Source organism: Pseudomonas solani, from assembly GCF_026072635.1.
GTDB classification, from domain to species: Bacteria; Pseudomonadota; Gammaproteobacteria; order Pseudomonadales; family Pseudomonadaceae; genus Metapseudomonas; species Metapseudomonas solani.
In genome coordinates this window covers 1,832,345-1,855,643 of the sequence record NZ_AP023081.1, presented here as the reverse complement: position 1 = coordinate 1,855,643, position 23,299 = coordinate 1,832,345, and the positions used below count along the sequence as shown (strand labels likewise).

Sequence of the window (23,299 nt, the reverse complement as noted above, 5' to 3'; positions counted from 1 at the left end):
GATGAGCTACACCGCCCCCCTGCGCGACATGCGCTTCGTGCTCCATGAGGTCTTCGACGTCGCCGGCCATTGCGAGCTGCTGGGCAACGGTCTGGACCGCGAACTCATCGATGGCGTGCTGGAAGAAGGCGCGCGCTATGCCGGTGAAGTGATCGCCCCGCTGAACCGCGCCAGCGACGAAGAGGGCGTGACCCTCGAAGGCGGCGCCGTGACCACGCCCAAGGGCTTCCGCGAGGCTTACAAGCAGTACTGCGACAACGGCTGGGCCAGCATGACCGGCCCGGTGGAGCACGGCGGCCAGGGCTTCCCGCAGATGGTCGCCGCCAGCTTCCACGAGATGCTGATGGCCGCCAGCCTGTCCTTCCGGGTCTATTCCGGCCTCACTGAAGGCGCCGTGCTGGCGCTCTATAAACACGGCAGCGAGGCACTCAAGCAGGGCTACCTGGACAAGATGGTCGGCGGCACCTGGACCGGCACCATGTGCCTCACCGAACCCCAGGCCGGCACCGACCTGGCGCTGCTGCGCAGCCGCGCCGAGCCCCAGGCGGACGGCAGCTACAGGGTCAGCGGCAGCAAGATCTTCATCAGCGGCGGCGAGCAGGATTTCTCGGACAACATCGTCCACCTGGTGCTGGCGCGCCTGCCCGATGCCCCGGCCGGGGTGAAGGGCATCTCGCTGTTCCTGGTGCCCAAGTTCGTCGCCAACGCCGACGGCACGCCCGGCGCGCGCAACGCCCTGTCCTGCGGCGCCATCGAGCACAAGATGGGCATCAAGGGCGCCGCCACCTGCGTGATGAACTTCGACGGCGCCACCGGCTGGCTGATCGGCGAGGCCAACCAGGGCCTGGCCTGCATGTTCACCATGATGAACGACGCGCGCTTCCAGGTCGGCCTGCAGGGCCTGGGCATCGCCGAACGCGCCTTCCAGGGTGCGCTGGCCTACGCCCGTGAGCGCCTGCAATCCCGCGCCCTGACCGGCGCCGCCGAGCCCGACAAGGCCGCCGACCCGATCATCCACCACCCCGATGTGCGGCGCATGCTGCTGACCCAGAAGACCCTGGTGGAAGGCAGCCGGCTGCTCGCCGCCTACTGCGGGCGCCAGCTGGACCTGGAACACGGCCACCCCGACGCGGCGGCGCGCAAGGCCGCCGGCAAGCGCGCGGCGCTGCTGATACCCATCGTCAAATCCTTCTTCACCGACATGGGCCAGGAAGTGGCCAGCCTCGGCGTGCAGGTGTATGGCGGCCACGGCTACATCCGCGAATGGGGCATGGAGCAGCTGATGCGCGACAGCCGCATCACCCAGATCTACGAAGGCACCAACGGCATCCAGGCCCTCGACCTGATCCGCCGCAAGCTGATGGGCGACGGTGGCGCCGAGCTGTACGCCCTGCAGGACGAACTGGCCGCCATGGCCGAGGCCCAGGCCGGCCGCGCCGAGCTGGCGGAACTGGCCGGCGCCGTGCTGGCGCGCCTCAAGGAATGGCGCGACCTCACCGCCACCGTGCTCGACCGCGCGCGCCACGACCCACAGGAAATCGGCGCCTGCTCGGTGGACTTCCTCCAGTACTCGGCCTATGTGTTGTTGGCCGGGCTCTGGTTGCAGGCCGCCGCCCGCGCCCAGGACGCCCTGGACGGCGGCACCGGCGAGGCGGACTTCTACCAGGCCAAGCTGCACAGCGCGCGCTTCTACGTGCGCCGCCTGCTGCCCCGCGCCAGTGGCCACCGCGAGTCGCTGCTGGGCGGCGCGGACTGCCTGATGGCCCTGCCGGAGGCGCATTTCGCGTTCTGATGGAGTCCAACCGGCGGGAGGGCGGTCGACGCCGTCACCCCGCCTGTGCAGCCCCCGCTCAGCCAAACCCGACAGCACAACAACAAGAGGCCACCCCATGCAGCCCTTCAGCTTCGCCACCACCGCGCAGATCCTCTGCGAATCCGGCTCCGCCCTCCGCCTGGCCGAGCTGTGCCGTGAGCGCGATGCCCATCGCGTGCTGATCGTCACCGACCCGGGCATCACCCGGCTGAACATGCTCGACCCCATCCTCCCGGGCTTCGCCGCCGCCGGCGTGGCGGTGGAGATCTTCGACCAGGTGCAGGCCGACCCGCCCGAGGCGGTGGTGCTGCAGGCCGTGGAGCAGGCGCAGGCCTTGCGCGCCGAGCTGGTGATCGGCTTCGGCGGCGGCAGCTCCATGGACGTGGCCAAGCTGGTGGCGCTGCTGGCCCACCCCGACTGCAAGCAGGCGCTCAAGGACATCTACGGCGTCGGCAACGCCCGGGGCCGGCGCCTGCCGCTGATCCAGGTGCCGACCACCGCCGGCACCGGCTCGGAAGTCACCCAGATCGCCATCATCACCACCGGCGAGACCACCAAGATGGGCGTGGTTTCGCCGCTGCTGCTGCCGGACCTGGCGGTGCTCGACGCCGACCTCACCCTCGGCCTGCCCGCCGCGGTGACCGCCGCCACCGGCATCGACGCGATGGTCCACGCCATCGAGTCCTACACCAGCCGGCACAAAAAGAACCCCATGTCCGACCTGCTCGGCCGCGAGGCCCTGCGCCTGCTCTGCGCCAACCTCGACGAGGCGGTGCACAACGGCCGCAACCGCGAGGCGCGCCAGGCCATGCTGCTGGGCGCCTGCCTGGCCGGTCAGGCCTTCGCCAACGCCCCGGTGGCGGCGGTGCATGCCCTGGCCTATCCCCTGGGCGGGCACTACCACATCCCCCATGGCCTCTCGAATGCGTTGGTGCTGCCCCATGTGCTCGGCTTCAACGCCGAGGTCGCCGCGCCGCTCTATGCCGAACTGGCGCCCCTGGTGCTGGGCCGCAAGCTGCAGCCGGGCAACGCCCTGCACCTCACCGAGCAACTGATCTTCGAACTGGCCGACTTCAGCGAGCGCAGCGGCCTGCCCACGCGCCTGCGCGATGCCGGTGTCGCCGAGGCGATGCTGCCGCAGCTGGCCAGCGACGCCATGTTGCAACAGCGCCTGCTGGTGAATAATCCGCGCGAAGTCAGCGAGCGCGATGCCCTCGCGATCTACCAAGCCGCCTATTGAAAGGACCTCCATGAGCCAGCCCCAGCACCTGCGCAGCGACTACCGCCACTTCCAGCCGATCACCACCCGCTGGCACGACAACGATGTCTACGGCCACGTGAACAACGTCGTCTACTACGGCTTCTTCGACAGCGCGGTGAACACCTACCTGATCGAAGTGGGCGGCCTGGACATCCACGACGGCGAGATCGTCGGCTTCGTGGTCAGCTCCTCCTGCGACTACTTCGCCTCCATCGCCTTCCCCGAGCGCATCGAAGTGGGCCTGCGTGTCGGCAAGCTGGGCAACAGCTCGGTGCAGTACGAACTGGCCATCTTCAAGGCCGGCGAAGACGAAGCCTGCGCCGCTGGCCGCTTCGTCCACGTCTTCGTCGACCGCACCAGCAACCGCCCCGTGCCCATCCCCGAACGCCTGCGCGCCGCCCTGGCGGAGCTGGTGGTCCCGGGCTGATCGCAGTGCCGGCACAACCATTCCCGGGCTGAAGCCCGGGCTACGGCTCGTCATTTCGTAGGATGGGGCGGGCGGCGTTCCGCGAGGTACGAAACCCATCGATCCGGATTCGCCGGCTACCGCATGGGTTTCGCTTCGCTCTACCCATCCTACGGTGAACCCCTCTCGGATGGCTTCGGGCAGCGGGGTATCCCGCAGCATCCTGCCTGCCGGGTTTTTCACCAGATCGACTCCGAACGACCGGAATGGCGACATTGGCGGGGTGCGCTGACCGGTCGCTCTACCCTAAATGGGCTTCTGCCCGCAGAATGCGCGGCAAATCCGTTGCGCTTCCACTGACTGCAGGGCAGAGACCTTGCGGCCTGGTGCTTCTTCCATCCTGCCGGGCCAGGGTGGCGCGACGGGGCATCTTGGGTATCGGCCGTGTTTGCGGCCCCTGTTCAGTGAATCTGCCATGACGTCTGAAAAACGCTCCATGCTCCAGCGCGTGAAGGGCACCAGCCTGGTCACGCGCATCCTTATCGGCCTGGTGGCCGGTGTCCTGCTGGCGGTGTTCCTGCCGGCGGCGGCCCAGGCCGTGGGCCTGCTCGGCAAGCTCTTCGTCGCTGCGCTGAAGGCTGTGGCGCCGGTACTGGTGTTCGTCCTGGTGATCGCCGCCATCGGCAACCACAAGCCGGGCGAGCGCACCCATATCCGCCCGATCCTGTTCCTTTACCTGATCGGCACCTTCTCGGCGGCGGTGGTGGCGGTGCTGGCTTCCAGCCTGTTCCCCTCGACCCTGCACCTGAGCGCGGCGGCCAATGACCTGGCGCCGCCCGGCAATATTTCCGAGGTGCTGCTGAGCCTGCTGGGCAGCGCGGTGGCCAACCCGGTGACGGCGCTGATGCAGGCCAACTTCATCGGCATCCTGGTCTGGGCCGTGGGCCTGGGCATCGCCATCCGCCAGGGCAGCGAGACCACCCGCGCGGTGTTCAGCGACCTGTCCCACGGCGTGTCGCTGATCGTGCGCGTGGTGATCGCCTTCGCCCCGCTGGGCATCTTCGGCCTGGTGGCCTCGACCCTGGCGGAGAACGGCCTCAAGGTGCTGGCCGACTACGCCCACCTGCTGGCGGTACTGCTGGGCTGCATGCTGTTCGTGGCCTTCGTGGTGAACCCGCTGATCGTGTTCTGGAAGATCCGCCGCAACCCCTACCCGCTGGTGCTCACCTGCCTGCGCGAGAGCGGCATCACCGCCTTCTTCACCCGCAGCTCGGCGGCCAACATTCCGGTGAACCTGGAACTGTCGAAGAAGCTCGGCCTGCACGAGGACACCTATTCGGTGTCCATCCCCCTGGGCGCGACCATCAACATGGCCGGTGCGGCGATCACCATCACCGTGCTGGCCCTGGCGGCGGTGAAGACCCTGGGCATCGCGGTGGACATCCCCACGGCCATCCTGCTCAGCCTGGTGGCGTCCATCTGCGCCTGTGGCGCCTCGGGTGTGGCCGGTGGTTCGCTGCTGCTGATCCCGCTGGCGTGCAGCCTGTTCGGCATTCCCAGCGAGGTGGCGATGCAGGTGGTGGCGGTGGGCTTCATCATCGGCATCCTCCAGGACGCCGCCGAGACCGCGCTGAACTCCTCCACCGACGTGCTGTTCACCGCCGCGGCCTGCATCGCCAGCGGCGATGTCGACGAGCCGGGCGAAGCGCACATCGGCTGATCCCCCGGGCGCACGCCTAGGGCGTGTCGCCCGTCCTGGCGGTGGCGGGTTCGGCGAACCCCCCACCGCTGTCCGGTAGCCGGCCCGGCAGGTCGGACTCCAGTTCGATGACCCGCCGCCCGGCCATCCCGGCCTTGTCGATGAGGTGACCGTGATGGCGCAGGAACAGCGCCTGGAAGGTGCCGTCCGCGCGGATCATCTCGAAGCCTTCGGCGAAGCGCCGTTCCAGCACCGGGTTGTGCTGGGCGAAGGTGAAGTACACCGGCATCGGGTATTTCAGCGCCAGGTGCTGCTCCACCATCAGGTCCGGCAGCGCCTTGCGGTTGGCGTCCACCTCGGCCCAGGCTTCGCTGAGGCCACGGTGGAAGTAGTCGAAGCGGCGCTGCTCGAGCATCGGCAGCAGGTTGCCGGGGTTGGCCATGCCCAGCACCGGCAGCTGGTTGCGGGCGAAGAGCGGGAAGTCGCTCCACTGGCTGCCGAAGCCGCCGGTGAGGCGGCGCAGGCCGTCGAGGTCTTTGACGCCGGCGAAATCGGCCTGGCGATCCTTGCGGATGATCAGCACGCGGTAGCCGAGCAGGCCCTGGTGCATGTCGACCGGCAGCATGCGGAAGTCGGCGAGGCGCTCGCGGTTCGGCGGGACGTAGGCGAGGTCCACCTGGCCGGCCTTGAGCATGGCCAGGCAACGCTCCTGGGACGGGTCTGGCGCCTGGCTGGTGACGATGCTGGCTTCGCCGTAGCGCTCGGCGGTGCGGGCGAGGATGAGGTTGGCCAGTTCGATGCGGTAGGCGTAGGTGACGGGGCTTTGCTGGCAGACGCGCAATTGCTGCCCGGCGAAGGCAACCGGGAGCAGGGTGGGGAGGCAGAGCAAAGCTATGGCGTAGCGGATGAAACCCATGGCGTGTCCACGGCGACCGGCGTGCATGCGCCAGCAGAGTAATGACGGAAGATTACAGTCTTCTCAGACGCTTCGCCCGCTGACTGTTGAGCATCACGACACCCGGCGCTACTCTGGCTCGCGGTCGGCAGTTCACCCAGGCGTCACCGGTGCCCATTCGGGCAGCTAAACCTGCCACGAGCCCCAGGCTCACCCTCGACCGACACTCGTCCCCGTGCCGCGTCGGAACCCGGCGACCCCCGACATCCTCTTCCGAGGACTTGGCACACACGAGGAACGAACTGTGTCCAAGACGCTTATCCCTTTCGCTACCGATGACATGTCTGCGCTCGCCCGCTCGCTGGTCCGCCAGCTGGAGGAGCGCGAACGGCCGCCCGGCCATGTGGAGATGCTCAACCTGCTGGCCCGCGCCCGGGGGTTTCGCAGCTTCCAGGCGCTGCGTGCGAGCCAGATGGCCGAACGACAACTGAGCCAGCCGCCGGCCGACGTTGCGGTGGACTACGTGCTGGTGCGCCGCCTGCTGCGGTACTTCGACCAGCAGGGCCGCCTGCGCACCTGGCCCGGCAAGCACAGCCACCGACGCCCCTGCCTGTGGATGACCTGGATGGCCCTGCCGCCCCGTACCGCGATGAGCGAGCGCGAGGTGGACGGGCATATCCGTGAGGTCGCGAGCCTGGGCGACCACGTGCTGTTGCGCCGGGAAATGGTGGATGCCGGCTGGCTGATGCGTACGCCGGACGGGCGCGAGTACCGCCGCGTGGAGTTGCGTCCGGAGCCGCTGGCGATGGCGCTGCGTGAACAGCTGGGCAGGCGCTCGGCCTGACGGAAAGGGCGCGCAGGGACGCGCGCCTTCAGGCCTCGTCGAAGTGGCTGGTGAGCAGCAGGCAACCCAGGGGCGCGGTATCGACTTGCAGGCGCGGCCAGCGTTGCAGCCAATCCTTGGCCTGCAGGCGTTCGGCGAAGACCGCCTGACGCGGGTGCAGCGGGTTGGGGGTGATGCGCAGGTCGAGCAGCCCGGACTGCACGAAAGGGGTGGCGATCTCGATGCCGCCACCCGGGCGCAGGCGCACGCCGATGGCGGTCTGCACCTCCGGCCAGTGGCTCATGGCGTCGCGGCTGTCGCGGTAGGGGTCGTCGCCGTTACGCAGGTGCATGCGCGCCTGGTTCTTCACCGACCAGGGCAGGTGCCCGGCCATGCGTCGCAGGGCCTGCTCGATGCGCAGGTCGGCTTCGGGGGCGAGGTCATCGGGGTTGAAGTGGATCAGGTCGAGATCGGCCAGCGGCGTGGCGCCGCGGTAGCCGTGCAGGCGGTCCCAGGCGAGGTTGCGGACGAAACCGGCGGCCAGCCAGGCGTCGCGCAGGCCCAGGCTGGCGACGCAGCGCAGCGCCAGCAGGCGTTGCGAGTCGCCACGCAGCCAGCGCTGCAGGTGGGGCAGGGGATTCTGGTAAGCCACCGGCAGCACCGGCCCCCGCAGCGTGCAATGCGGAGGCTGGGTGTGTGGCTCCATGATGCTCAATCGCGGTGCCTGTGCTTGCGGTGTTTCTTGCTGCCGCTGTCCTTGTTCAGCTCACTGGCGATGGCGCCACCTGCCGCACCGCCAAGGCCCGCGCCGATGGCGGAACCGGTGTTGCCGCCGAGCTTGTTGCCCACCACCGAACCCCCGGCGGCACCCAGGCCACCGCCCAGTGCAGCGCCGGTCTTGTTGCCGTCACGCGCGGTGATCGCGCCACCGGCTGCACCGCCGAGGCCGGCCCCGATGGCCGCACCGGTGCTGCCACCGATGGATTGGCCGACGACGTTGCCCAGCGCACCGCCGAGACCGCCGCCGAGGGCGTTCTTGGTGGTTTCGCCGGCGACCACGGCTTGGGTCGCGAGCAGGCTCAGGGCCAGGGCGGGAAGAGTGAGGCGCATCGGGTGTTTCTCCAGGCAAGGTCACGAGGGCCACCTGCACTGCAGATGGCCCTCGAAGATTAAGAGGCTGTGAATGTGACGGGAGTTCTGTGAGGGGGGCCGATCGACCGGGATTGGCGACTAACGGTCGCGATCAGTCATCCCAGTCGTGGTGGTGGCGGTGCTTGTGCTTGCGGTGGCCCCAGCCGTGGCCACGGCCATGCTCGTGGCGATCGCCACGGCGGTCGTAGTAGCGACGATCATCGCGGTCGTCGTCGCGGCGGCTCTCGTTGCCCATGTAGTTGCCCAGTGCGCCGCCGGCGCCACCGCCGGCCGCTGCGCCGATCAGGCTGCCGGTGTTGCCACCGACCTGGCGGCCGATAACGTTGCCGCCCGCCGCGCCCAGTGCGCCGCCGAGGGCCGCTTCGGTGCGGCTGCGCCGGTCGGCGCCGACTGCGCTACCCGCTGCACCGCCGACGCCGGCACCGATGGCCGCGCCGGTGTTGCCACCGATGGACTGACCGACGGCCGCGCCCAGTACCCCGCCCAGCGCGCCACCCACCCCGGCTTCGGTGGTGCCGCCGGCGAAGGCGCCGCCACTGACGAGGCAGAAAGACAGAAGGAGGATCGAGGATTGCTTCATGGAGAGGAGAGCCTCTGTTGTTTGGACGAGGCGATAGTTGCCAGCGGAACGGCCCCGTACAAGCGCCTCCCGACGAATTGCACAGGGTTTTTCACATTCTCTAAATAATTGTTTTTGCTGGAGAACTTTGACTGTTTTGGCGATGTCAGAGCCCTATTCCAGAACCGCGTTTCGGGCCTTTTTCGGGCCCTTTCCTGATGGCATTGCGCCTTGTTCCTGCACCCCTTCAGTGGGGGTGATTCCGCTTTTTTCCTGGCCCTTCGATGCGTGTGATCGGTGCGACCTGCGCGTACCTGCACCTGTGTGCGAGCGGGGAGGGAGTAAGTGCGCGCGGCACACCCTACGGGAGGCTCCGTGCTCCCTTAGGGTGTGATGGGCAGCGATCCGTCAGAGGATGCGCCCGCTTTCCTGCGCTGCCTGGATGCGTATGGCGATGAACTTGGAGGTGGGCGTGTGGCTGCCGACGCCGAAGCTGTCCAGGGGCACCAGGGGGTTGGTTTCCGGGTAGTAAGCGGCGGCCTGGCCGGCCGGGATGTCGAAGGCCAGCAGGGTGAAGCCTTCCACCTTGCGTTCGATGCCGTCGTCCCAGAGCGAGACCAAGTCCACTTTCTGCCCGCTCTGGTAGCCCAGGCGCTGGATGTCGGCTTCGTTGGCGAACACCACCTCGCGCTGGCCGCGTACGCCACGGTAGCGGTCGTCGAGGCCGTAGATGGTGGTGTTGTACTGGTCGTGGGAGCGCAGGGTCTGCAGGATCAGGTCGGGCTTGAGGCCGCTGGCGCGGATGCGTTCGTGGATCAGGGTCTCCGGCAGCGGGTTGGCCTTGAAGTTGGCACGGCCGCTGGCGGTCTTCCAGGTGCGGGCGCCGGCGCTGTTGCCCAGGTAGAAGCCGCCCGGGTGTTGCACGCGCTGGTTGAAGTCGGCGAAGCCGGGGATGGTGTCGGCGATCAGGTCGCGGATGCGGTCGTAGTTGGCGATCATCGCGTCCCAGTCCACCGGGTGGTTGCCCAGGGTGGCCTTGGCGATGCCGGCGACGATGGCCGGCTCCGAGCGCATCTCGCGGGACAGCGGCTCCAGCTGGCCGTTGGAGGCGTGGATCATGCTGAAGGAGTCTTCCACCGTCACCGCCTGCGGGCCGTGGGCCTGGTGGTCGATGTCGGTGCGGCCGAGGCAGGGCAGGATCAGCGCGTCGCGGCCGACGGTGAGGTGGCTGCGGTTGAGCTTGGTGCTGATCTGCACGGTGAGGTCGCAGTTCATCAGCGCCTGGTGGGGGCGCGGGCTGTCCGGCGTGGCCTGGGCGAAGTTGCCGCCGAGGCCGATGAAGACGCGGGCCTGGCCGTCGAGCATGGCGTTGATGGCTTCCACGGTGTTGTGGCCGTTCTCGCGGGGCACCTTGAACTGGAAGCGCTTCTCCAGCGCGTCGAGCAGGGCCACCGGCGGGCGGTCGTTGATGCCCATGGTGCGGTCGCCCTGCACGTTGCTGTGGCCACGCACCGGGCACAGGCCGGCGCCGGGGCGGCCGAGGTTGCCGCGCAGCAGTTGCAGGTTGACGATTTCCTGGATGGTCGGCACCGAGTGGTGGTGCTGGGTGATGCCCATGGCCCAGCAGATGATCACCCGCTCGGCGCGGCGGTACATGCGCGCGGCCTGCTCGATCTCGGCGAGGGTCAGGCCCGATTGGCGCTCGATATGTTCCCAGGTGGTGGCGTCCAGTTCGGCCAGGTAGCCGTCTACACCATCGGTGTGCTCGGCGATGAAGGCGTGGTCGAACACCGCCGGCTGGCCGGCGGCCTGGGCTTCGCGCTCCCACTGCAGGAGGAACTTGGCGATGCCGCGGAGGGCGGCCATGTCGCCGCCCAGGGCCGGGCGGAAGAACGCGGTGTTGAGCGGGGCGGAGCCGTTGGTGAGCATTTCCAGGGCGTGCTGGGGATGCTGGAAGCGTTCCAGGCCGCGCTCCTTGAGAGGGTTGAAGGCGACCACCTGGGCGCCACGCTTCACCGCCTCGCGCAGCGGTTCGAGCATGCGCGGGTGGTTGGTGCCGGGGTTCTGGCCGAGGACGAAGATGGCGTCGGCATGCTCGAAGTCGGCGAAGGTCACGCTGCCCTTGCCGATGCCCACGCTTTGGCCCAGGGCCACGCCGCTGGCCTCGTGGCACATGTTCGAGCAGTCGGGGAAGTTGTTGGTGCCGTAGGCGCGGACGAACAGCTGATAGAGGTAGGCGGCTTCGTTGCTGGCGCGGCCGGAGGTGTAGAACTCGGCCTGGTTCGGGTCGGGCAGGCGCTTGAGGTGGCTGGCGATCAGGGCGAAGGCGTCGTCCCAGCTGGTGGGCAGGTAGCGGTCGCTGGCGGCGTCGTAGCGCATCGGCTGGGTCAGGCGGCCCTGGTATTCGAGCCAGTAGTCGCTCTGCTCGCGCAGCTGGCTGACGCTGTAGCGGGCGAAGAAGGCGGCGTCGACCCGGCGCTTGGTGGCTTCCCAGTTCACCGCCTTGGCGCCGTTCTCGCAGAACTTGATGCGGCCGTCTTCGGGGGAGTCGCCCCAGGCGCAGCCGGGGCAGTCGAAGCCGCCGTTCTGGTTGGTCTTGAGCAGGGCACGCAGGTTCTTGAACGGCTGCTTACTGTCCAGCCAGAAGTGCGCGACGCTCTTCAGCGCGCCCCAGCCGGCGGCGGCGCCGTTGTAGGGCTTGTAGCGGGGATGCACGGGTTGCAGGCTCATGGCTGTACTTCTTCTGTCCGGGGCGCCGGGCTGTAGACCCGGGGCGCGCTGTGATGGGGCAGGTGGATCAGGTTCAGGTTGTGCCGGCGCGCCCATTGCACGGTGAGCGCAGTGGGGGCCGAGAGGCTGACCAGGGTGCCGAGGCCGGCACGCACCGCCTTGTGGATAAGTTCGAGGCTGCAGCGGCTGGTGACCACGGCGAAACCGGCGCGCGGGTCGAGCTTCTGCCGCAGGACGGCACCGATGAGTTTGTCGAGGGCGTTGTGGCGACCGATGTCTTCGCGGCACAGCACCAGTTCGCCTGCGGCGTCGACGAAGAGCGCGGCATGCAGGGCGCCGCTTCGGCGGGCCAGGTCCTGCTTGGCGGCGATGCGCTGGCGCAGGTCGGCCAGGTGCTCCGCCGGGGGCAGCGGTTGCGGTTGCAGGACCTTGAGCGCGGGCAGCGCCTGTTCCAGGGCTTCGACGCCGCAGAGGCCGCAGCCGGTGGTGCCGGCCAGTTGGCGGCGCTGGTCCTTCAGGGCCCAGAAGGCGCGGTTGGCGATTTCCACCTCGGCCTGGCGGGCGTCGTCGCAGCCACCGAGGCGGCTGTCATAGATGTCATCGATCGAGTCGACGATGCCGGCGCTGAGGCTGAAGCCGACGAGGAAGTCTTCCAGATCGGCGGGCGAGACCATCATCACCGCGTGGCTGATGCCGTTGTAGGCGATGGCCAGGGCGCATTCCTCGGCCAGCAGGCCCTCGCCGGACGCAGCGGCACCGCCCAGTTCGGCATAGGCATAGCCCCGCGCCTGGGTCACGGGCTCGGTGTCGTTGAAAGCGGGAGTGGAAAGCTGGCGTGGCACGGGTGGCGCCCCTGCGACGGATTGACACAGGCAGCCTAGGCGCTGGTGCCGGGGTCCGTCTAATCGCTATTGCCGATACTGTGATCGACGCCATCTATCAAGGCGGGCTCGAACAGCCGGCGGGCCTCTTCGACGCAGGCATCCGCCAGGGCCGAGCGGGTCTGCCCACGGCGCTGGATGAGCCCCAGCGGGGCCAGGGTGTGGGCCTGCTCGATGGGCAACAGGGCCAGGTGTTCGGTGAGTTCGTCGAGGCCGCTGGCCAACGGCATGATGGCGCAGCACAGGCCGACGTTGACCGCCTGCAGCAACTGGTGAACGGCGTCGGTTTCCAGGCGCGGCTGCGGCGCCAGGCCCCGGCTGCGGAAGCCGTGGTCGATGGACTGGCGGAAGTGCATGCCGCTGGAGAGCAGGCCCAGGGGCAGGCCGGCGAGGGCCTCCCAGGCCAGCTGCGGGGCTTCGAAGGCGAAGTGGCGCCGGTCGTACAGCAGGCCCATACGCGTGTCGGCGATCTCCAGGCTGTCGAAGTGCTCGCGATCGAGACGGTCGAGGTAGGAGAGGCCGAGGTCGAGCTGGTTGCGCGCCAGGCGTTCGAGAATCTGCTCGGAGCTGAGGGCGAACAGCTGGAAGCGCAGGTCGGGATGCTGCTCGGCGAAGGCTTGCACCAGGCGCATGGGGTCGTAGCCGGCCAGGGGCACCACGCCCAGGCGCAGGGTGCCCACCAGGTGGCCGCGGCAGGCGGCTGCCTCGGCGTGCAGGCCGTCATGGGCGGCAAGCAGGGTGCGGGCCCAGGCGAGCACGCGCTGGCCGGCATCGGTGAAGCCTTCGAAACGCTGGCCACGCTGCACCAGTTCCAGGCCCAGTTCTTCCTCCAGGCTGCGCAGGCGCATGGACAGTGTGGGCTGGGTGACGTGGCAGCGCGCGGCGGCCTGGCCGAAGTGGCGGGTCTCGTCGAGGGCGACGAGGAACTTGAGCTGCTTGATGTCCATGGGCGCTCCCGCCGGGTTAGAGCCCGGCCACCAGTTCGCGGTAGCCGTCCACCGCGGCGAATTCCTCGGTGTCCTTGAGCGCGCCCCGGCTGTCGGGCTGCAGCACCGCCAGCAGGTGGGCGACGCCGTAGGCCCGTGCGCTGCGCAGGATCGGCAGGCTGTCGTCGATGAACAGCGTACGCGCCGGGTCGAAGGGCGAATCCGCCTGCAGGGCGTGCCAGAACTGCTGATCTTCCTTGGGGAAACCGTAGTCGTGGGAACTGATCAGGCGATCGAACCAGGGCGCTAGCTCGACCCGTTCCATCTTCAGCGACAGCGAGTCACGGTGGGCGTTGGTGATCAGCACCACGCGCTTGCCGGCGCGGCGCAGGGCGGCGAGGAAGTGGTCGGCGTCGGGGCGCAGGGCGATCAGGTCGGCGACCTCGCGCTTGAGGTCGCGGATCGACAGCTTCAGCTCGCGGCTCCAGAAGTCCGTGCAGTACCAGTTGAGCTGGCCGGCGTGGTGCCTGAACAGCGGCACCAGTTCGGCGTCGGCCGCCTCGCGGCTGATGCCGTGGTGTTCGGCATAGCGCTGGGGCAGGTAGTCCAGCCAGAAGTGGTTGTCGAAATGCAGGTCGAGGAGGGTGCCATCCATGTCCAGCAGGACGGTGTCGATGGCGGACCAGTTGAGCTGTGGCATGCGTGTCCGGGGCTGTAGGTGGGAGGGCTGTCGCGATTGCATTGCGGACGGTCGTCGGCGTGCAATCTCCTACGCAGATAATCGGAAAAGCCGGGGTATGATAACCCGCCGGTCATGCCAAGGAGTTCCGTTATGCGTCAGAAGCCCACCGTGCTCGCTCGCGAGATCGTCGCCAGCAGCCGCCTGTTCCGTGTCGAGGAGCTGCAGCTGCGCTTCTCCAACGGTGTCGAGCGCACCTACGAGCGTCTGGTGGGCAAGGGCTCCGGCTATGGCGCGGTGATGGTGGTGGCGATGGTGGACGCCGAGCACGTGCTGCTGGTGGAGGAGTACTGCGCCGGTACCGACGACTACCAGCTGTCGCTGCCCAAGGGGCTGATCGAGCCGGGCGAGGACGTGCTGGTGGCGGCCGACCGCGAACTCAAGGAAGAGGCGGGGTACGGCGCGCGCAAGCTGGAGCTGCTGACCGAGCTGTCGCTGTCGCCGGGCTACATGAGCCAGAAGATCCAGGTGGTGCTGGCCCGTGACCTTTACGAAGAGCGCCTGCCGGGCGACGAGCCCGAGCCGCTGGGCGTGGAGAAGGTCAGCCTGCGCGAGATTTCCAGCCTGTTGCAGCACCCGCAGTTCAGCGAGGGGCGCGCCCTGGCGGCGCTCTACCTGGCCCGCGACCTGCTGGGCCAGCGCGGGGAGTTCCTCCTATGAGCCATCCGCTGCTGCCCGCCGTCATCGAGCTGGTCGGCCTCGCCGGCCAGGCCATCCTGCCGTTCTGGCGCGCGGACGTCGCCGTGGTCGAGAAGGCCGATGCGTCCCCCGTTACCGCTGCCGACCTGGCCGCCCACCGCATCCTCGCCGCCGGGCTGGAGACACTGGATGCCAGCATCCCGGTGTTGTCCGAGGAAGCGGCGGACATCTCCCTTGCCGAGCGCGAAGGGTGGGAGCGCTGGTGGCTGGTGGACCCGCTGGATGGCACCAAGGAATTTATCTCCGGCTCCGAGGAGTTCACCGTCAACGTCGCGCTGATCGAGCGCGGGCGCGTGGTCTTCGGCGTCGTCGGCGTGCCGGTCACCGGCCGCTGCTACCTCGGTGGTGCGGGCCTGGGTGCTTGGCGCATCGAGGCTGGTGCGCGTGAAGCCATCGCCGTGCGCGTGGCCCCGGCTCAGGCCTTCACCCTGGTGGCCAGCAAGCGCCATTCGAGCCCCGCGCAGGAACGCCTGCTGGCCGGGCTGGGTGAACGCTTCGGAGAGTTGCAGCTGGCCAATATCGGCAGCTCGCTGAAGTTCTGCCTGCTGGCCGAAGGCGCGGCGGATTGCTACCCGCGCCTGGCGCCGACTTCGCAGTGGGACACCGCCGCCGCACAGGGCGTGCTGGAAGGCGCCGGTGGCGAGGTGCTCGACCTGGCCGGCGAGCCGCTGGGCTACGCGGCCCGCGAATCCTTCCTCAACCCGTCCTTCCTGGCCCTGCCGGCGGCTGCCGCGTGGCGTCGCGAGCTGCTGGAGCTGGCGCGCGCCCTGGATTGATCCGGAGTGCGCCTGTCGGGCTATCGCGCAGGGTGGGGCGGGCTTCGATCCGCCCCACTTACCTCGTGACGATCAGTCGAGCATGTCCTTGAAGCGCTCGTCGGTGCCGTAGAGCAGCGGCTGGGCGAAGCCCGGGACCTTGATGCCCTGGGCGGTGACTTCCAGGGCCTTGTCGTCGATCAGGTCGTTGCCGAAGTTGTAGATGATGTCCAGCTCACCCTTGAGCGCGCGCTCGTCGTACTGGCGGGCGGCGGCGCGGGTGGCTTCGCGCTTTTCGCTGTAGGCGGCGAAGGCCTTCTCGCCGTGGCGCTTGCGCAGCATGTTCTCGGTCAGGCGCGGGGAGATCACCACGCCGCTGGCGTTGTTGCCGCCGAAGCCCTTGGAGTTGATGAAGCAGATGTCCAGGCTGCGCTGTTCCAGGCGCTGGTCGCGGGTGGCGATGGACAGGTGCTGCTGGTGCACGTCGTCGGCGACCCGGTCGATGGTCTTGATGCCCGGCAGGATGCCGTAGCGGAAGGTGCCGAGGGCCGAGACCACCTGGTCGCCGCTGGCGGTGGCCAGGCTGTGGCCGACGAAGGCCTTGACCGCGGTGATGGGCCAGGACTCGATGCCGAAGGCGCTGGCGACGCGGTCCAGCAGTTCGGATTCGGTGACGCGGTTGGCCGGGGTGCTGGAGCCGTGGGCGTGGACGAAGCTGTGCTGGCGCACCGTCTCGCTGCCGAACATCTGGGTGGCGCTGGCCACGGCTTTGGCCAGGGTCAGGTAGTTGCCCGGGCCGGGTGCGGAGATGGATTTCTTGAAGCCGTCGGCGTTGATGAAGACATCGGTGACCGCGCCATGGATATCGGCGCCCAGCTCCAGGGCCAGGGCGTCGTCCATCAGCACCACGTACTGGCTGGATTCGGCCAGGGTGAAGCCGCAGTTCTCGCCGAAGGGACGGCTGGCGCGGCGGAAGTCCACGTCCTCGCGGCCGCCGACCTGGCGCAGGCCGTCTTCGGTGGCCAGGGCGCCCATGGCGCCGTAGCCGTCGATGCATTCCTGGTTGATCGGCGCTTCGGCGTTGCCCACCAGGGCGACCCGCGCGCGGCCGGAGCCGATCAGCTCGATGGCCTTCTGCAGGTTGTAGAGGAAGGTGGCGCAGGCGCCGGTGACGCTGCCGGTGGTGCCGACGCTGCCCAGCACGTAGGCGTTGATGAAGTCGGCGGGCATGGTGTTCAGGCCCAGGGGCAGCTGCTTGGCGGTGACGCGGCCGCCCTTGAGGCGCGACTGCATGAGGCCGCCGAAACCGTTCTCGTCGAGCTGGCTCATGATGCTGCCGGAGAACACCGCGACTTCGTCGGGCTGCACGTGGTCGACGATGCGCTGCCAGGGCAGGCCGATGGAGCGGATGGCGTCGGTGGCGGCCACCACGGACATCTGCAGGCCGCGCGGGTGGAAGCGCGAGTTGTACAGCTCGCCCGGTTCGAAGCCGGTGGGCAGCTGGCCGGCGGATTTCACCGGCAGGGCGCGGAAGCTCTCGACCTTGAACTCGGTGGCGTCATTCAGGGTGACGTGCACCTCGCCGGATTCCAGCGGCTCCACTGACCAGCTGGCCGGCAGCGGCTCGGGCAGCTGCTTGCGCGAGGTGATGAAGCTGATGCGGGTGCCGGGCTCGGCGGCGACACCGATGCTCTTCTGCCAGGGGGCGGCGTCGACATCCAGGTGCTGCTTCTCGATGCGGCGCACCAGGGTGGAGGCGAGGATGCGCTCGCCGAAGCGCGACTCGATGTCGGCGAGGGTCAGCGGGTTGCCGTCGGCGTCCAGGTACTGGCCGTCGACCACGGTCACCAGTTTGGTCATCACCGCCAGCCCGGCCAGGGTTTCCTGGCGCGTGGCGGCGTCGACGGACTCGATCACGGTGCGGCGGAAGCCGTGGTGGAACGAGCTGCGGCCCGCTGCGTTGTAACCGCCGAAACCAACGATGACCGGAAGTCGTGACATGACTCGGAAACTCCTCAAATAGACCATTGCCTGCCGAGGCCGGGCCGAGCGCGGTGAAGAGGGGCCTTGAAGGCCGCGGGTGCGGCTGGCCAGGGAACGCGTCGGGGATATCCGGCCACTGGGGCGAACCCGGTGGCAGCTCGAAAGATTCGAATGCCTAACCTGACGCGGCAGCTGACTGTCGAGTCACTTGAGGATTGATCGGTACTGCCCGTGTGCATGAATTGCAGGCGCGGTCGCGAGGCCGGGGAGGAGGAGCCGGAGCCGCTGGCGCGGCTCCGTGGGTGCGGGGCATCAGCGGTAGCTGATGCCGGGGTTGGCGGTGCTGACGCGGGTGCCGGCCTTGCCCTGGACGATGGCTTCGATATCGGCGAGGGAGCCGATCACCGCCGCACGGCCGGTGTTGCGGGCGAACTCGCTGGCAGCCTGGACCTTGGGCCCCATGGAGCCGGCAGCGAAGCCGAGGCGCTCGAGTTCGTCGGGGTGGGCTTCGGCGATGGCCTTCTGGGTCGGCTTGCCCCAGTCGATGTAGGCCGCGTCGACGTCGGTGGCGATCACCAGGATGTCGCTCTCCAGTTGCTCGGCCAGCAGCGCGGAGCAGAGGTCCTTGTCGATCACCGCCTCGACGCCCTTGAGCTTGCCGTTGTCGTCATAAAGCGTGGGGATGCCGCCACCGCCGGCGCAGATCACCACCGAGCCTTTTTCCAGCAGCCATTTCACCGGGCGGATCTCGAAGATCTGCTTGGGCCGGGGGCTGGCCACCACGCGGCGGAACTTGTCGCCGTCGGGGGCGATGGTCCAGCCCTTTTCCTCGGCGAGGCGCTCGGCCTCTTCCCGGGAGTACACCGGGCCGATGGGTTTGGTGGGTTTCTGGAAGGCCGGGTCCTTGGCGTCCACTTCCACCTGGGTGAGCAGGGTGGCGAAGGGCACTTCGAAGGGCAGCAGGTTGCCCAGTTCCTGTTCGATCATGTAGCCGATCATGCCCTCGGTCTCGGCGCCGAGGACGTCCAGCGGGTAGGTGCTGACCGCCGTGTAGGCAGCGCCCTGGAGGGCCAGCAGGCCGACCTGTGGGCCGTTGCCGTGGGCGACCACCAGCTCGTTGCCGGGCTGGATCTTGGCGATCTGCTCGGCGGCGATGCGCACGTTCTCGCGCTGGTTCTCCGCCGTCATGGGTTCGCCACGGCGCAGCAGGGCGTTACCGCCCAATGCGACGACTATTCGCATGATTGTTCTCCTGTTGCGGTGGAGAGGGGGCGGTTTCCCGCTCCTTCTCCGAATCTCGGATATTCCATGAAGCCACAGGGGATGGTGGCGTGAAGGCAAGCGAGCTGCGACGACCCGTACCCCGGTACGGTGAGGAGCCGCGCGGTGCCGCCGACAAAGCCAGCGCCCCCGTGGATTTCTGGAATCAGACGTCGGCGAGGGTCGAGACCAGAATCGCCTTGATCGTGTGCATGCGGTTCTCCGCTTGCTCGAAGGCGATGCAGGCCGGGGACTCGAACACGTCGTCGGTCACTTCGATGCCGTTGGCCAGGTGCGGGTACTGCTCGGCGATCTGCTTGCCGACCTTGGTCTCGCTGTTGTGGAAGGCCGGCAGGCAGTGCATGAACTTGGTCCGTGCGGTGCCGGAGGCTTTCATCATCTCGGCGTTGACCTGGTAGGGCAGCAGTTGCTTGATGCGCTCGCCCCAGGCTTCCACCGGCTCGCCCATGGAGACCCAGACGTCGGTGTGGATGAAGTCGACGCCCTTGACCGCCGCCTTGGCGTCTTCGGTGACGGTGATGCGCGCGCCGCTTTCCTCGGCGAATTGCTTGCACTGGGCGATGAACTCTTCTTCCGGCCACAGCGCCTTGGGCGCGGCGATGCGCACGTCCATGCCCAGCTTGGCGCCGATCAGCAGCAGCGAGTTGCCCATGTTGTTGCGGGCGTCGCCCAGGTAGGCGTAGCTGATGTCGTGCAGCGGCTTGTCACTGTGCTCACGCATGGTCAGCACGTCGGCGAGCATCTGGGTGGGGTGGTATTCGTCGGTCAAGCCGTTGAACACCGGGACGCCGGCGAACTTGGCCAGTTCTTCGACGATTTCCTGCTTGAAGCCGCGGTACTCGATGGCGTCATACATGCGCCCGAGCACGCGGGCGGTGTCCTTCATGGTCTCCTTGTGGCCGATCTGCGAGGAGTTGGGGTCGATGTAGGTGACATTGGCGCCCTGGTCATAGGCGGCGACCTCGAAGGCGCAGCGGGTGCGGGTGGAGGTCTTCTCGAAGATCAGTGCGATGTTCTTGCGTTTCAGGTGCTGCTGCTCGGTGCCGGTGTACTTGGCGCGTTTCAGGTCGCGGGAGAGGTCCAGCAGGTACCGCAGCTCACGGGTGCTGTGATGCATGAGGCTGAGCAGGTTGCGGTTGTGCATGTTGAAAGCCATGGTCTTTCTCCTTTTGGGCAGGTCGGAATCCGGTTCCCGTCAGAACAGCTCGTGGCTGGCGGGAAGGGCGGCCGCGGGTAGCGGCCGCCGGGGTTCGGCTTTTTGGATCAATAGTCGATCGGGTCGCGCAGGATCGGGCAGGTCATGCAGTGGCCACCGCCACGGCCGCGGCCGAGTTCGCTGGCGCTGATGGTCACCACCTCGACACCGGCCTTGCGCAGCTGGGTGTTGGTGTAGGTGTTGCGGTCGTAGCCGACCACCACGCCGGGCTCCAGGCAGACGACGTTGTTGCCGTCGTCCCACTGTTCGCGCTCGGCCTCGAAGCTGTCACCGCCGGTCTGCACCACGCGCAGTTGCTTGAGCCCGAGGGACTCGGCGACCACGTCGATGAAACTCTTCTCCTCGCGGCGGATGTCGATGCCGTAGGGGCGGCTCTCGTCCGGGCGGAGGATGAAGGGGACGATCTCCTTGACCACTTCCGGGAAGACCGTGACCAGGTCGCGGTCGCAGAAGGTGAAGACGGTGTCCAGGTGCATGGCCGCGCGGGATTTCGGCAGGCCGGCGACTATCACCTTCTCTACCGCGCCCTTGGCGAACAGCGATTGGGCCAGTTGGCCGATGGCCTGGCGCGAAGTGCGCTCGCCCATGCCGATGAGCACCACGCCGTTGCCGATGGGCATGACGTCACCGCCTTCGAGGGTGGCGCTGCCATGGTCCTTGTCGGGGTCGCCGTACCAGACTTCGAATTCGGCGTTGGTGAACTCGGGGTGGAACTTGTAGATGGCGGTGGTGAGCAGGGTTTCCTGACGTCGCGCCGGCCAGTACATGGGGTTGAGGGTTACGCCGCCGTAGATCCAGCAGGTGGTGTCGCGGGTGAACTGGGTGTTGGGCAGCGGCGGCAGGATGAAGCTGGAGTGGCCCAGGTAGTCGCGGTACATCTTGATCGCGCTGACGCCTTCGCTGTCCGGCAGGTCGGAGCCGGCGACACCGCCGATAAGGAACTCGGCGAGCTTGCGCGGCTCCAGGCCTTCGAGCCAGGAGCGCACTTCATTGGTCAGGCCGACGCCGACCTGGTTGGCGGTGATCTTGCGGTCGAGGATCCACTTCAGGGCTTCGGGGTTCTGCACGATGTCGGTGAGCAGGTTGTGCATCTCCATCACTTCGATGCCGCGTTCGCGCATCTTGGTGACGAAGTCGAAGTGGTCGCGCTTGGCCTGGTTGACCCAGATGACGTCATCGAACAGCAGCTCGTCGCAGTTGTTGGGGGTCAGGCGCATATGGGCCAGACCCGGCGAGCAGACCATCACCTTATGCAGTTTGCCGGCTTCCGAATGAACGCCGAGTTTGACTTTGGACATGGCAGGTCTCCTTACGAGTTACAGAGTCAGGAAGCCGTCGTAGAGGCCGTAGGCCGCCGCGAGCGCGCCGATGACCACGGCGGCGAAGATCAGCTTCTCAACGTTGGTGAAGATGGGTTGGCCGAGCTCGTGCTTGGCCTTGGCGAAGAGGATCGCGCCGGGGGCGTAGAGCAGGGCCGAGAGCAGCAGGTACTTCACGCCGCCGGCGTAGAGCAGCCACACGGCGTAGACCAGGGCGACGCCGGCGATGGCGAGGTCCTTGTTGCGGTCACGGCCGTCCTGCTCGTAGGTCTCGCCGCGGATGGGCAGGAGCAGGGCGTAGGCGGCGGACCAGAAGTAGGGCACCAGGATCATCGAGGTGGCCAGGTAGATCAGCGAGAGGTAGGTGCTGGCGCTGAACAGGGTGACGATGAGGAACACTTGCACCATCGCGTTGGTCAGCCACAGGGCGTTGGCCGGGACGTGGTTGGCGTTCTCGCGACGGAGGAACTCCGGCATCGTGTGGTCCTTGGCAGCGGCGAAGAGAATCTCCGCGCACAGCAGCACCCAGGACAGCAGGGCACCTACCAGGGAGATGATCAGGCCGACGCTGATCAGCACCGCGCCCCAGTGGCCGACCACATGCTCCAGCACGGCCGCCATGGACGGGTTCTGCAGCTTGGCCAGTTCCGGCTGAGTCATGATGCCGAGGGACAGCACGTTCACCAGCACCAGCAACAGCAGCACGGTGACGAAGCCGATGATGGTGGCCTTGCCGACATCGCTGCGCTTCTCGGCACGGGCGGAAAAGATGCTCGCGCCCTCGATGCCGATGAACACCCAGACGGTGACCAGCATCATGTTGCGCACCTGGTTCATCACGCTGCCGAGGTCGGGGTTCATCGAGCCCCAGATGTCGGCGGTGAAGATGTCCAGCTTGAAGGCGAACAGGCAGATGAGGATGAACAGGAACAGCGGCACGATCTTGGCGACCGTGGTCACCAGGTTGATGAAGGCCGCCTCCTTGATCCCGCGCAGCACCAGAAAGTGCACGGCCCAGAGCACCACCGAGGCGCCGATGATGGCCGCTGGCGTGTTGCCCTCGCCGAAGATCGGGAAGAAGTAGCCGAGGGTGCTGAACAGCAGGACGAAGTAGCCGACGTTGCCCAGCCAGGCGCTGATCCAGTAGCCCCAGGCCGAGGAGAAGCCCATGTAGTCGCCGAAGCCGGCCTTGGCGTACGCGTACACGCCGCCATCGAGATCGGGTTTGCGGTTGGCCAGGGTCTGGAACACGAAGGCCAGGGTGAGCATGCCGACGGCAGTGATGCCCCAGCCGATGAGAATCGCGCCGACATCGGCGCTGGCTGCCATGTTTTGCGGCAACGAGAAGATCCCGCCGCCGACCATTGAACCGACCACGAGCGCAACCAGTGCGCCAAGTCGGAGTTTTTGGGTGGTGTCTGACATCTTGCACCTCCAGTAGGAGTAGGAACTGTGCTTAGTTGGCTCTTCCTTTCGGAGAAGAGTTATGACGTAGGTCAATAGCTAGCTATCAATCCGCGCGGGACAATTTCCTTACAGAATTCGGAGGGAGCGTGGCGGCTTCGGAGGCATGCTCGGAGCGAGCAAAATAGAGGGGGCGGCAGGCCATCCCAGGCGGCGCCCCGTTCAAACTAGTTGGTTTTCGTGACAGTTCAAGTTGTAAGTATTTGTTGTAAGAAACATGGCGAAATGCCATTTGATTATATGGGAATTATTCGGGATTGAATTAATTCCGAACGGATATAAGTCAGCGAGGTAGACAGTTTCTTACTTCAACTTTCCACAGGAGGTTGAATATGTTTCGCCCAGGACACCTTGAAATAATCAGGGACCCTGTAGGCCCTTGGCCTGGTTATCACATCGATCTGGACTATGAGGTCGAGCAGCGCGACTGGGAGACTTACGTGCGCTTCGATCTCAGGGGCGAGATCGACGGTCGTCCCTTTCAGGAATGCTTCGAGTTGCACCGCGACGTTGCCTACAACTTCCTGCAGAGCGCCTGCCGGCGTCTGCGCCACCACGGCCTTGAGCCGCACCTGATGGTGCCCCTGGCTGGGCACCGGGACCACGAACGGGTGTTCGCCGACCTCCGGGAGAAATTGCACGCCGAGCCGGGTACACCGGTTGATCTGGAGCGCTTTCTGCTGGAGCGACCCTAGGGA

21 protein-coding genes are annotated in these 23,299 nt (G+C 67.4%); 8 read left to right on the top strand and 13 right to left on the bottom strand.

From position 1 onward, the window contains the following. Position 1: 1 nt before the first annotated feature. The 4 genes from PSm6_RS08535 (at position 2) to sstT (ending at position 5,200) form a co-directional block, all read left to right on the top strand. Positions 2-1,792 carry an acyl-CoA dehydrogenase C-terminal domain-containing protein gene (locus PSm6_RS08535; protein WP_043240455.1) on the top strand — a complete coding sequence of 597 codons (1,791 nt, stop codon included), beginning with the start codon at positions 2-4 and terminating at the stop codon, positions 1,790-1,792. 97 nt (positions 1,793-1,889) lie between these two features. Continuing rightward, entirely contained in the window at positions 1,890-3,053 is a 1,164-nt protein-coding gene (locus PSm6_RS08530; RefSeq protein ID WP_043240458.1) for an iron-containing alcohol dehydrogenase, read from the top strand. Positions 3,054-3,063: 10 nt separating this feature from the next. Further along, positions 3,064-3,501, top strand: a complete 438-nt coding sequence (locus tag PSm6_RS08525; protein ID WP_021218620.1) for an acyl-CoA thioesterase — start codon at positions 3,064-3,066, stop codon at positions 3,499-3,501. Between the two features lie 454 nt (positions 3,502-3,955). Next, positions 3,956-5,200 carry a serine/threonine transporter SstT gene (sstT, locus tag PSm6_RS08520; protein ID WP_265170027.1) on the top strand — a complete coding sequence of 415 codons (1,245 nt, stop codon included), beginning with the start codon at positions 3,956-3,958 and terminating at the stop codon, positions 5,198-5,200. Between the two features lie 16 nt (positions 5,201-5,216). Here the strand turns inward: sstT and PSm6_RS08515 are convergent, their stop codons facing one another. Further along, positions 5,217-6,095, bottom strand: a complete 879-nt coding sequence (locus tag PSm6_RS08515) for a transporter substrate-binding domain-containing protein (protein ID WP_265170026.1) — start codon at positions 6,093-6,095, stop codon at positions 5,217-5,219. 283 nt (positions 6,096-6,378) lie between these two features. Between PSm6_RS08515 and PSm6_RS08510 the strand changes: the two genes are divergently transcribed. Then, on the top strand, positions 6,379-6,918 hold the full coding sequence (locus tag PSm6_RS08510) for a DUF2087 domain-containing protein (RefSeq protein WP_031287429.1): 540 nt from the start codon (positions 6,379-6,381) through the stop codon (positions 6,916-6,918). A 28-nt stretch (positions 6,919-6,946) separates the two neighbouring features. On the opposite strand, the gene PSm6_RS08505 is transcribed toward PSm6_RS08510, so the two are convergent. The 7 genes from PSm6_RS08505 to yrfG all read right to left on the bottom strand — a co-directional run bounded on the left by PSm6_RS08505 (position 6,947) and on the right by yrfG (position 13,845). Further along, positions 6,947-7,549, bottom strand: a complete 603-nt coding sequence (locus tag PSm6_RS08505) for a nucleotidyltransferase family protein (protein WP_265170025.1) — start codon at positions 7,547-7,549, stop codon at positions 6,947-6,949. 59 nt (positions 7,550-7,608) lie between these two features. Next, the gene (locus tag PSm6_RS08500; protein WP_021218625.1) at positions 7,609-8,007 is read right to left on the bottom strand and encodes a hypothetical protein; all 399 of its coding nucleotides are present in this window, start codon (positions 8,005-8,007) and stop codon (positions 7,609-7,611) included. Positions 8,008-8,140: 133 nt separating this feature from the next. Then, on the bottom strand, positions 8,141-8,629 hold the full coding sequence (locus PSm6_RS08495) for a YMGG-like glycine zipper-containing protein (protein ID WP_265170024.1): 489 nt from the start codon (positions 8,627-8,629) through the stop codon (positions 8,141-8,143). A gap of 387 nt (positions 8,630-9,016) precedes the next feature. Further along, a complete protein-coding gene (locus PSm6_RS08490) occupies positions 9,017-11,338 on the bottom strand; it encodes an FdhF/YdeP family oxidoreductase (RefSeq protein WP_265170023.1) in 2,322 nt (773 codons plus the stop codon). Further along, positions 11,335-12,180 (bottom strand): formate dehydrogenase accessory sulfurtransferase FdhD, encoded by an 846-nt coding sequence (gene fdhD / locus PSm6_RS08485; RefSeq protein ID WP_081672139.1) that lies wholly within the window; start codon positions 12,178-12,180, stop codon positions 11,335-11,337. The genes PSm6_RS08490 and fdhD overlap by 4 nt, the downstream gene beginning before the upstream one ends. Positions 12,181-12,239: 59 nt before the next feature. Next, a complete protein-coding gene (locus PSm6_RS08480; protein ID WP_265170022.1) occupies positions 12,240-13,166 on the bottom strand; it encodes a LysR family transcriptional regulator in 927 nt (308 codons plus the stop codon). A 16-nt stretch (positions 13,167-13,182) separates the two neighbouring features. After that, positions 13,183-13,845 carry a GMP/IMP nucleotidase gene (yrfG, locus tag PSm6_RS08475; protein ID WP_021218630.1) on the bottom strand — a complete coding sequence of 221 codons (663 nt, stop codon included), beginning with the start codon at positions 13,843-13,845 and terminating at the stop codon, positions 13,183-13,185. Between the two features lie 132 nt (positions 13,846-13,977). Here yrfG and nudE point away from each other — a divergent pair, with 132 nt between their 5' ends. After that, positions 13,978-14,544, top strand: a complete 567-nt coding sequence (gene nudE, locus PSm6_RS08470; RefSeq protein WP_021218631.1) for an ADP compounds hydrolase NudE — start codon at positions 13,978-13,980, stop codon at positions 14,542-14,544. Next, positions 14,541-15,359, top strand: a complete 819-nt coding sequence (cysQ, locus tag PSm6_RS08465; RefSeq protein ID WP_265170021.1) for a 3'(2'),5'-bisphosphate nucleotidase CysQ — start codon at positions 14,541-14,543, stop codon at positions 15,357-15,359. The genes nudE and cysQ overlap by 4 nt, the downstream gene beginning before the upstream one ends. 72 nt (positions 15,360-15,431) lie before the next feature. Here cysQ and PSm6_RS08460 read toward each other — a convergent pair whose 3' ends face one another. The 5 genes from PSm6_RS08460 to arcD all read right to left on the bottom strand — a co-directional run bounded on the left by PSm6_RS08460 (position 15,432) and on the right by arcD (position 22,562). Then, positions 15,432-17,339, bottom strand: coding sequence for a beta-ketoacyl synthase (locus PSm6_RS08460; RefSeq protein ID WP_265170020.1), 1,908 nt, complete (start codon positions 17,337-17,339; stop codon positions 15,432-15,434). Positions 17,340-17,633: 294 nt separating this feature from the next. Beyond that, on the bottom strand, positions 17,634-18,563 hold the full coding sequence (arcC, locus tag PSm6_RS08455) for a carbamate kinase (RefSeq protein ID WP_031287432.1): 930 nt from the start codon (positions 18,561-18,563) through the stop codon (positions 17,634-17,636). 184 nt (positions 18,564-18,747) lie between these two features. Further along, positions 18,748-19,758, bottom strand: a complete 1,011-nt coding sequence (locus PSm6_RS08450; RefSeq protein ID WP_021218635.1) for an ornithine carbamoyltransferase — start codon at positions 19,756-19,758, stop codon at positions 18,748-18,750. A gap of 107 nt (positions 19,759-19,865) precedes the next feature. Then, positions 19,866-21,116, bottom strand: a complete 1,251-nt coding sequence (arcA, locus tag PSm6_RS08445; RefSeq protein WP_021218636.1) for an arginine deiminase — start codon at positions 21,114-21,116, stop codon at positions 19,866-19,868. An 18-nt stretch (positions 21,117-21,134) separates the two neighbouring features. After that, positions 21,135-22,562 (bottom strand): arginine-ornithine antiporter, encoded by a 1,428-nt coding sequence (gene arcD / locus PSm6_RS08440; RefSeq protein ID WP_031287434.1) that lies wholly within the window; start codon positions 22,560-22,562, stop codon positions 21,135-21,137. A gap of 371 nt (positions 22,563-22,933) precedes the next feature. On the opposite strand from arcD, the gene PSm6_RS08435 reads away from it, so the two are divergent. Next, entirely contained in the window at positions 22,934-23,296 is a 363-nt protein-coding gene (locus PSm6_RS08435) for a DUF5064 family protein (RefSeq protein ID WP_021218638.1), read from the top strand. The last annotated feature ends 3 nt before the right edge of the window (positions 23,297-23,299 follow it).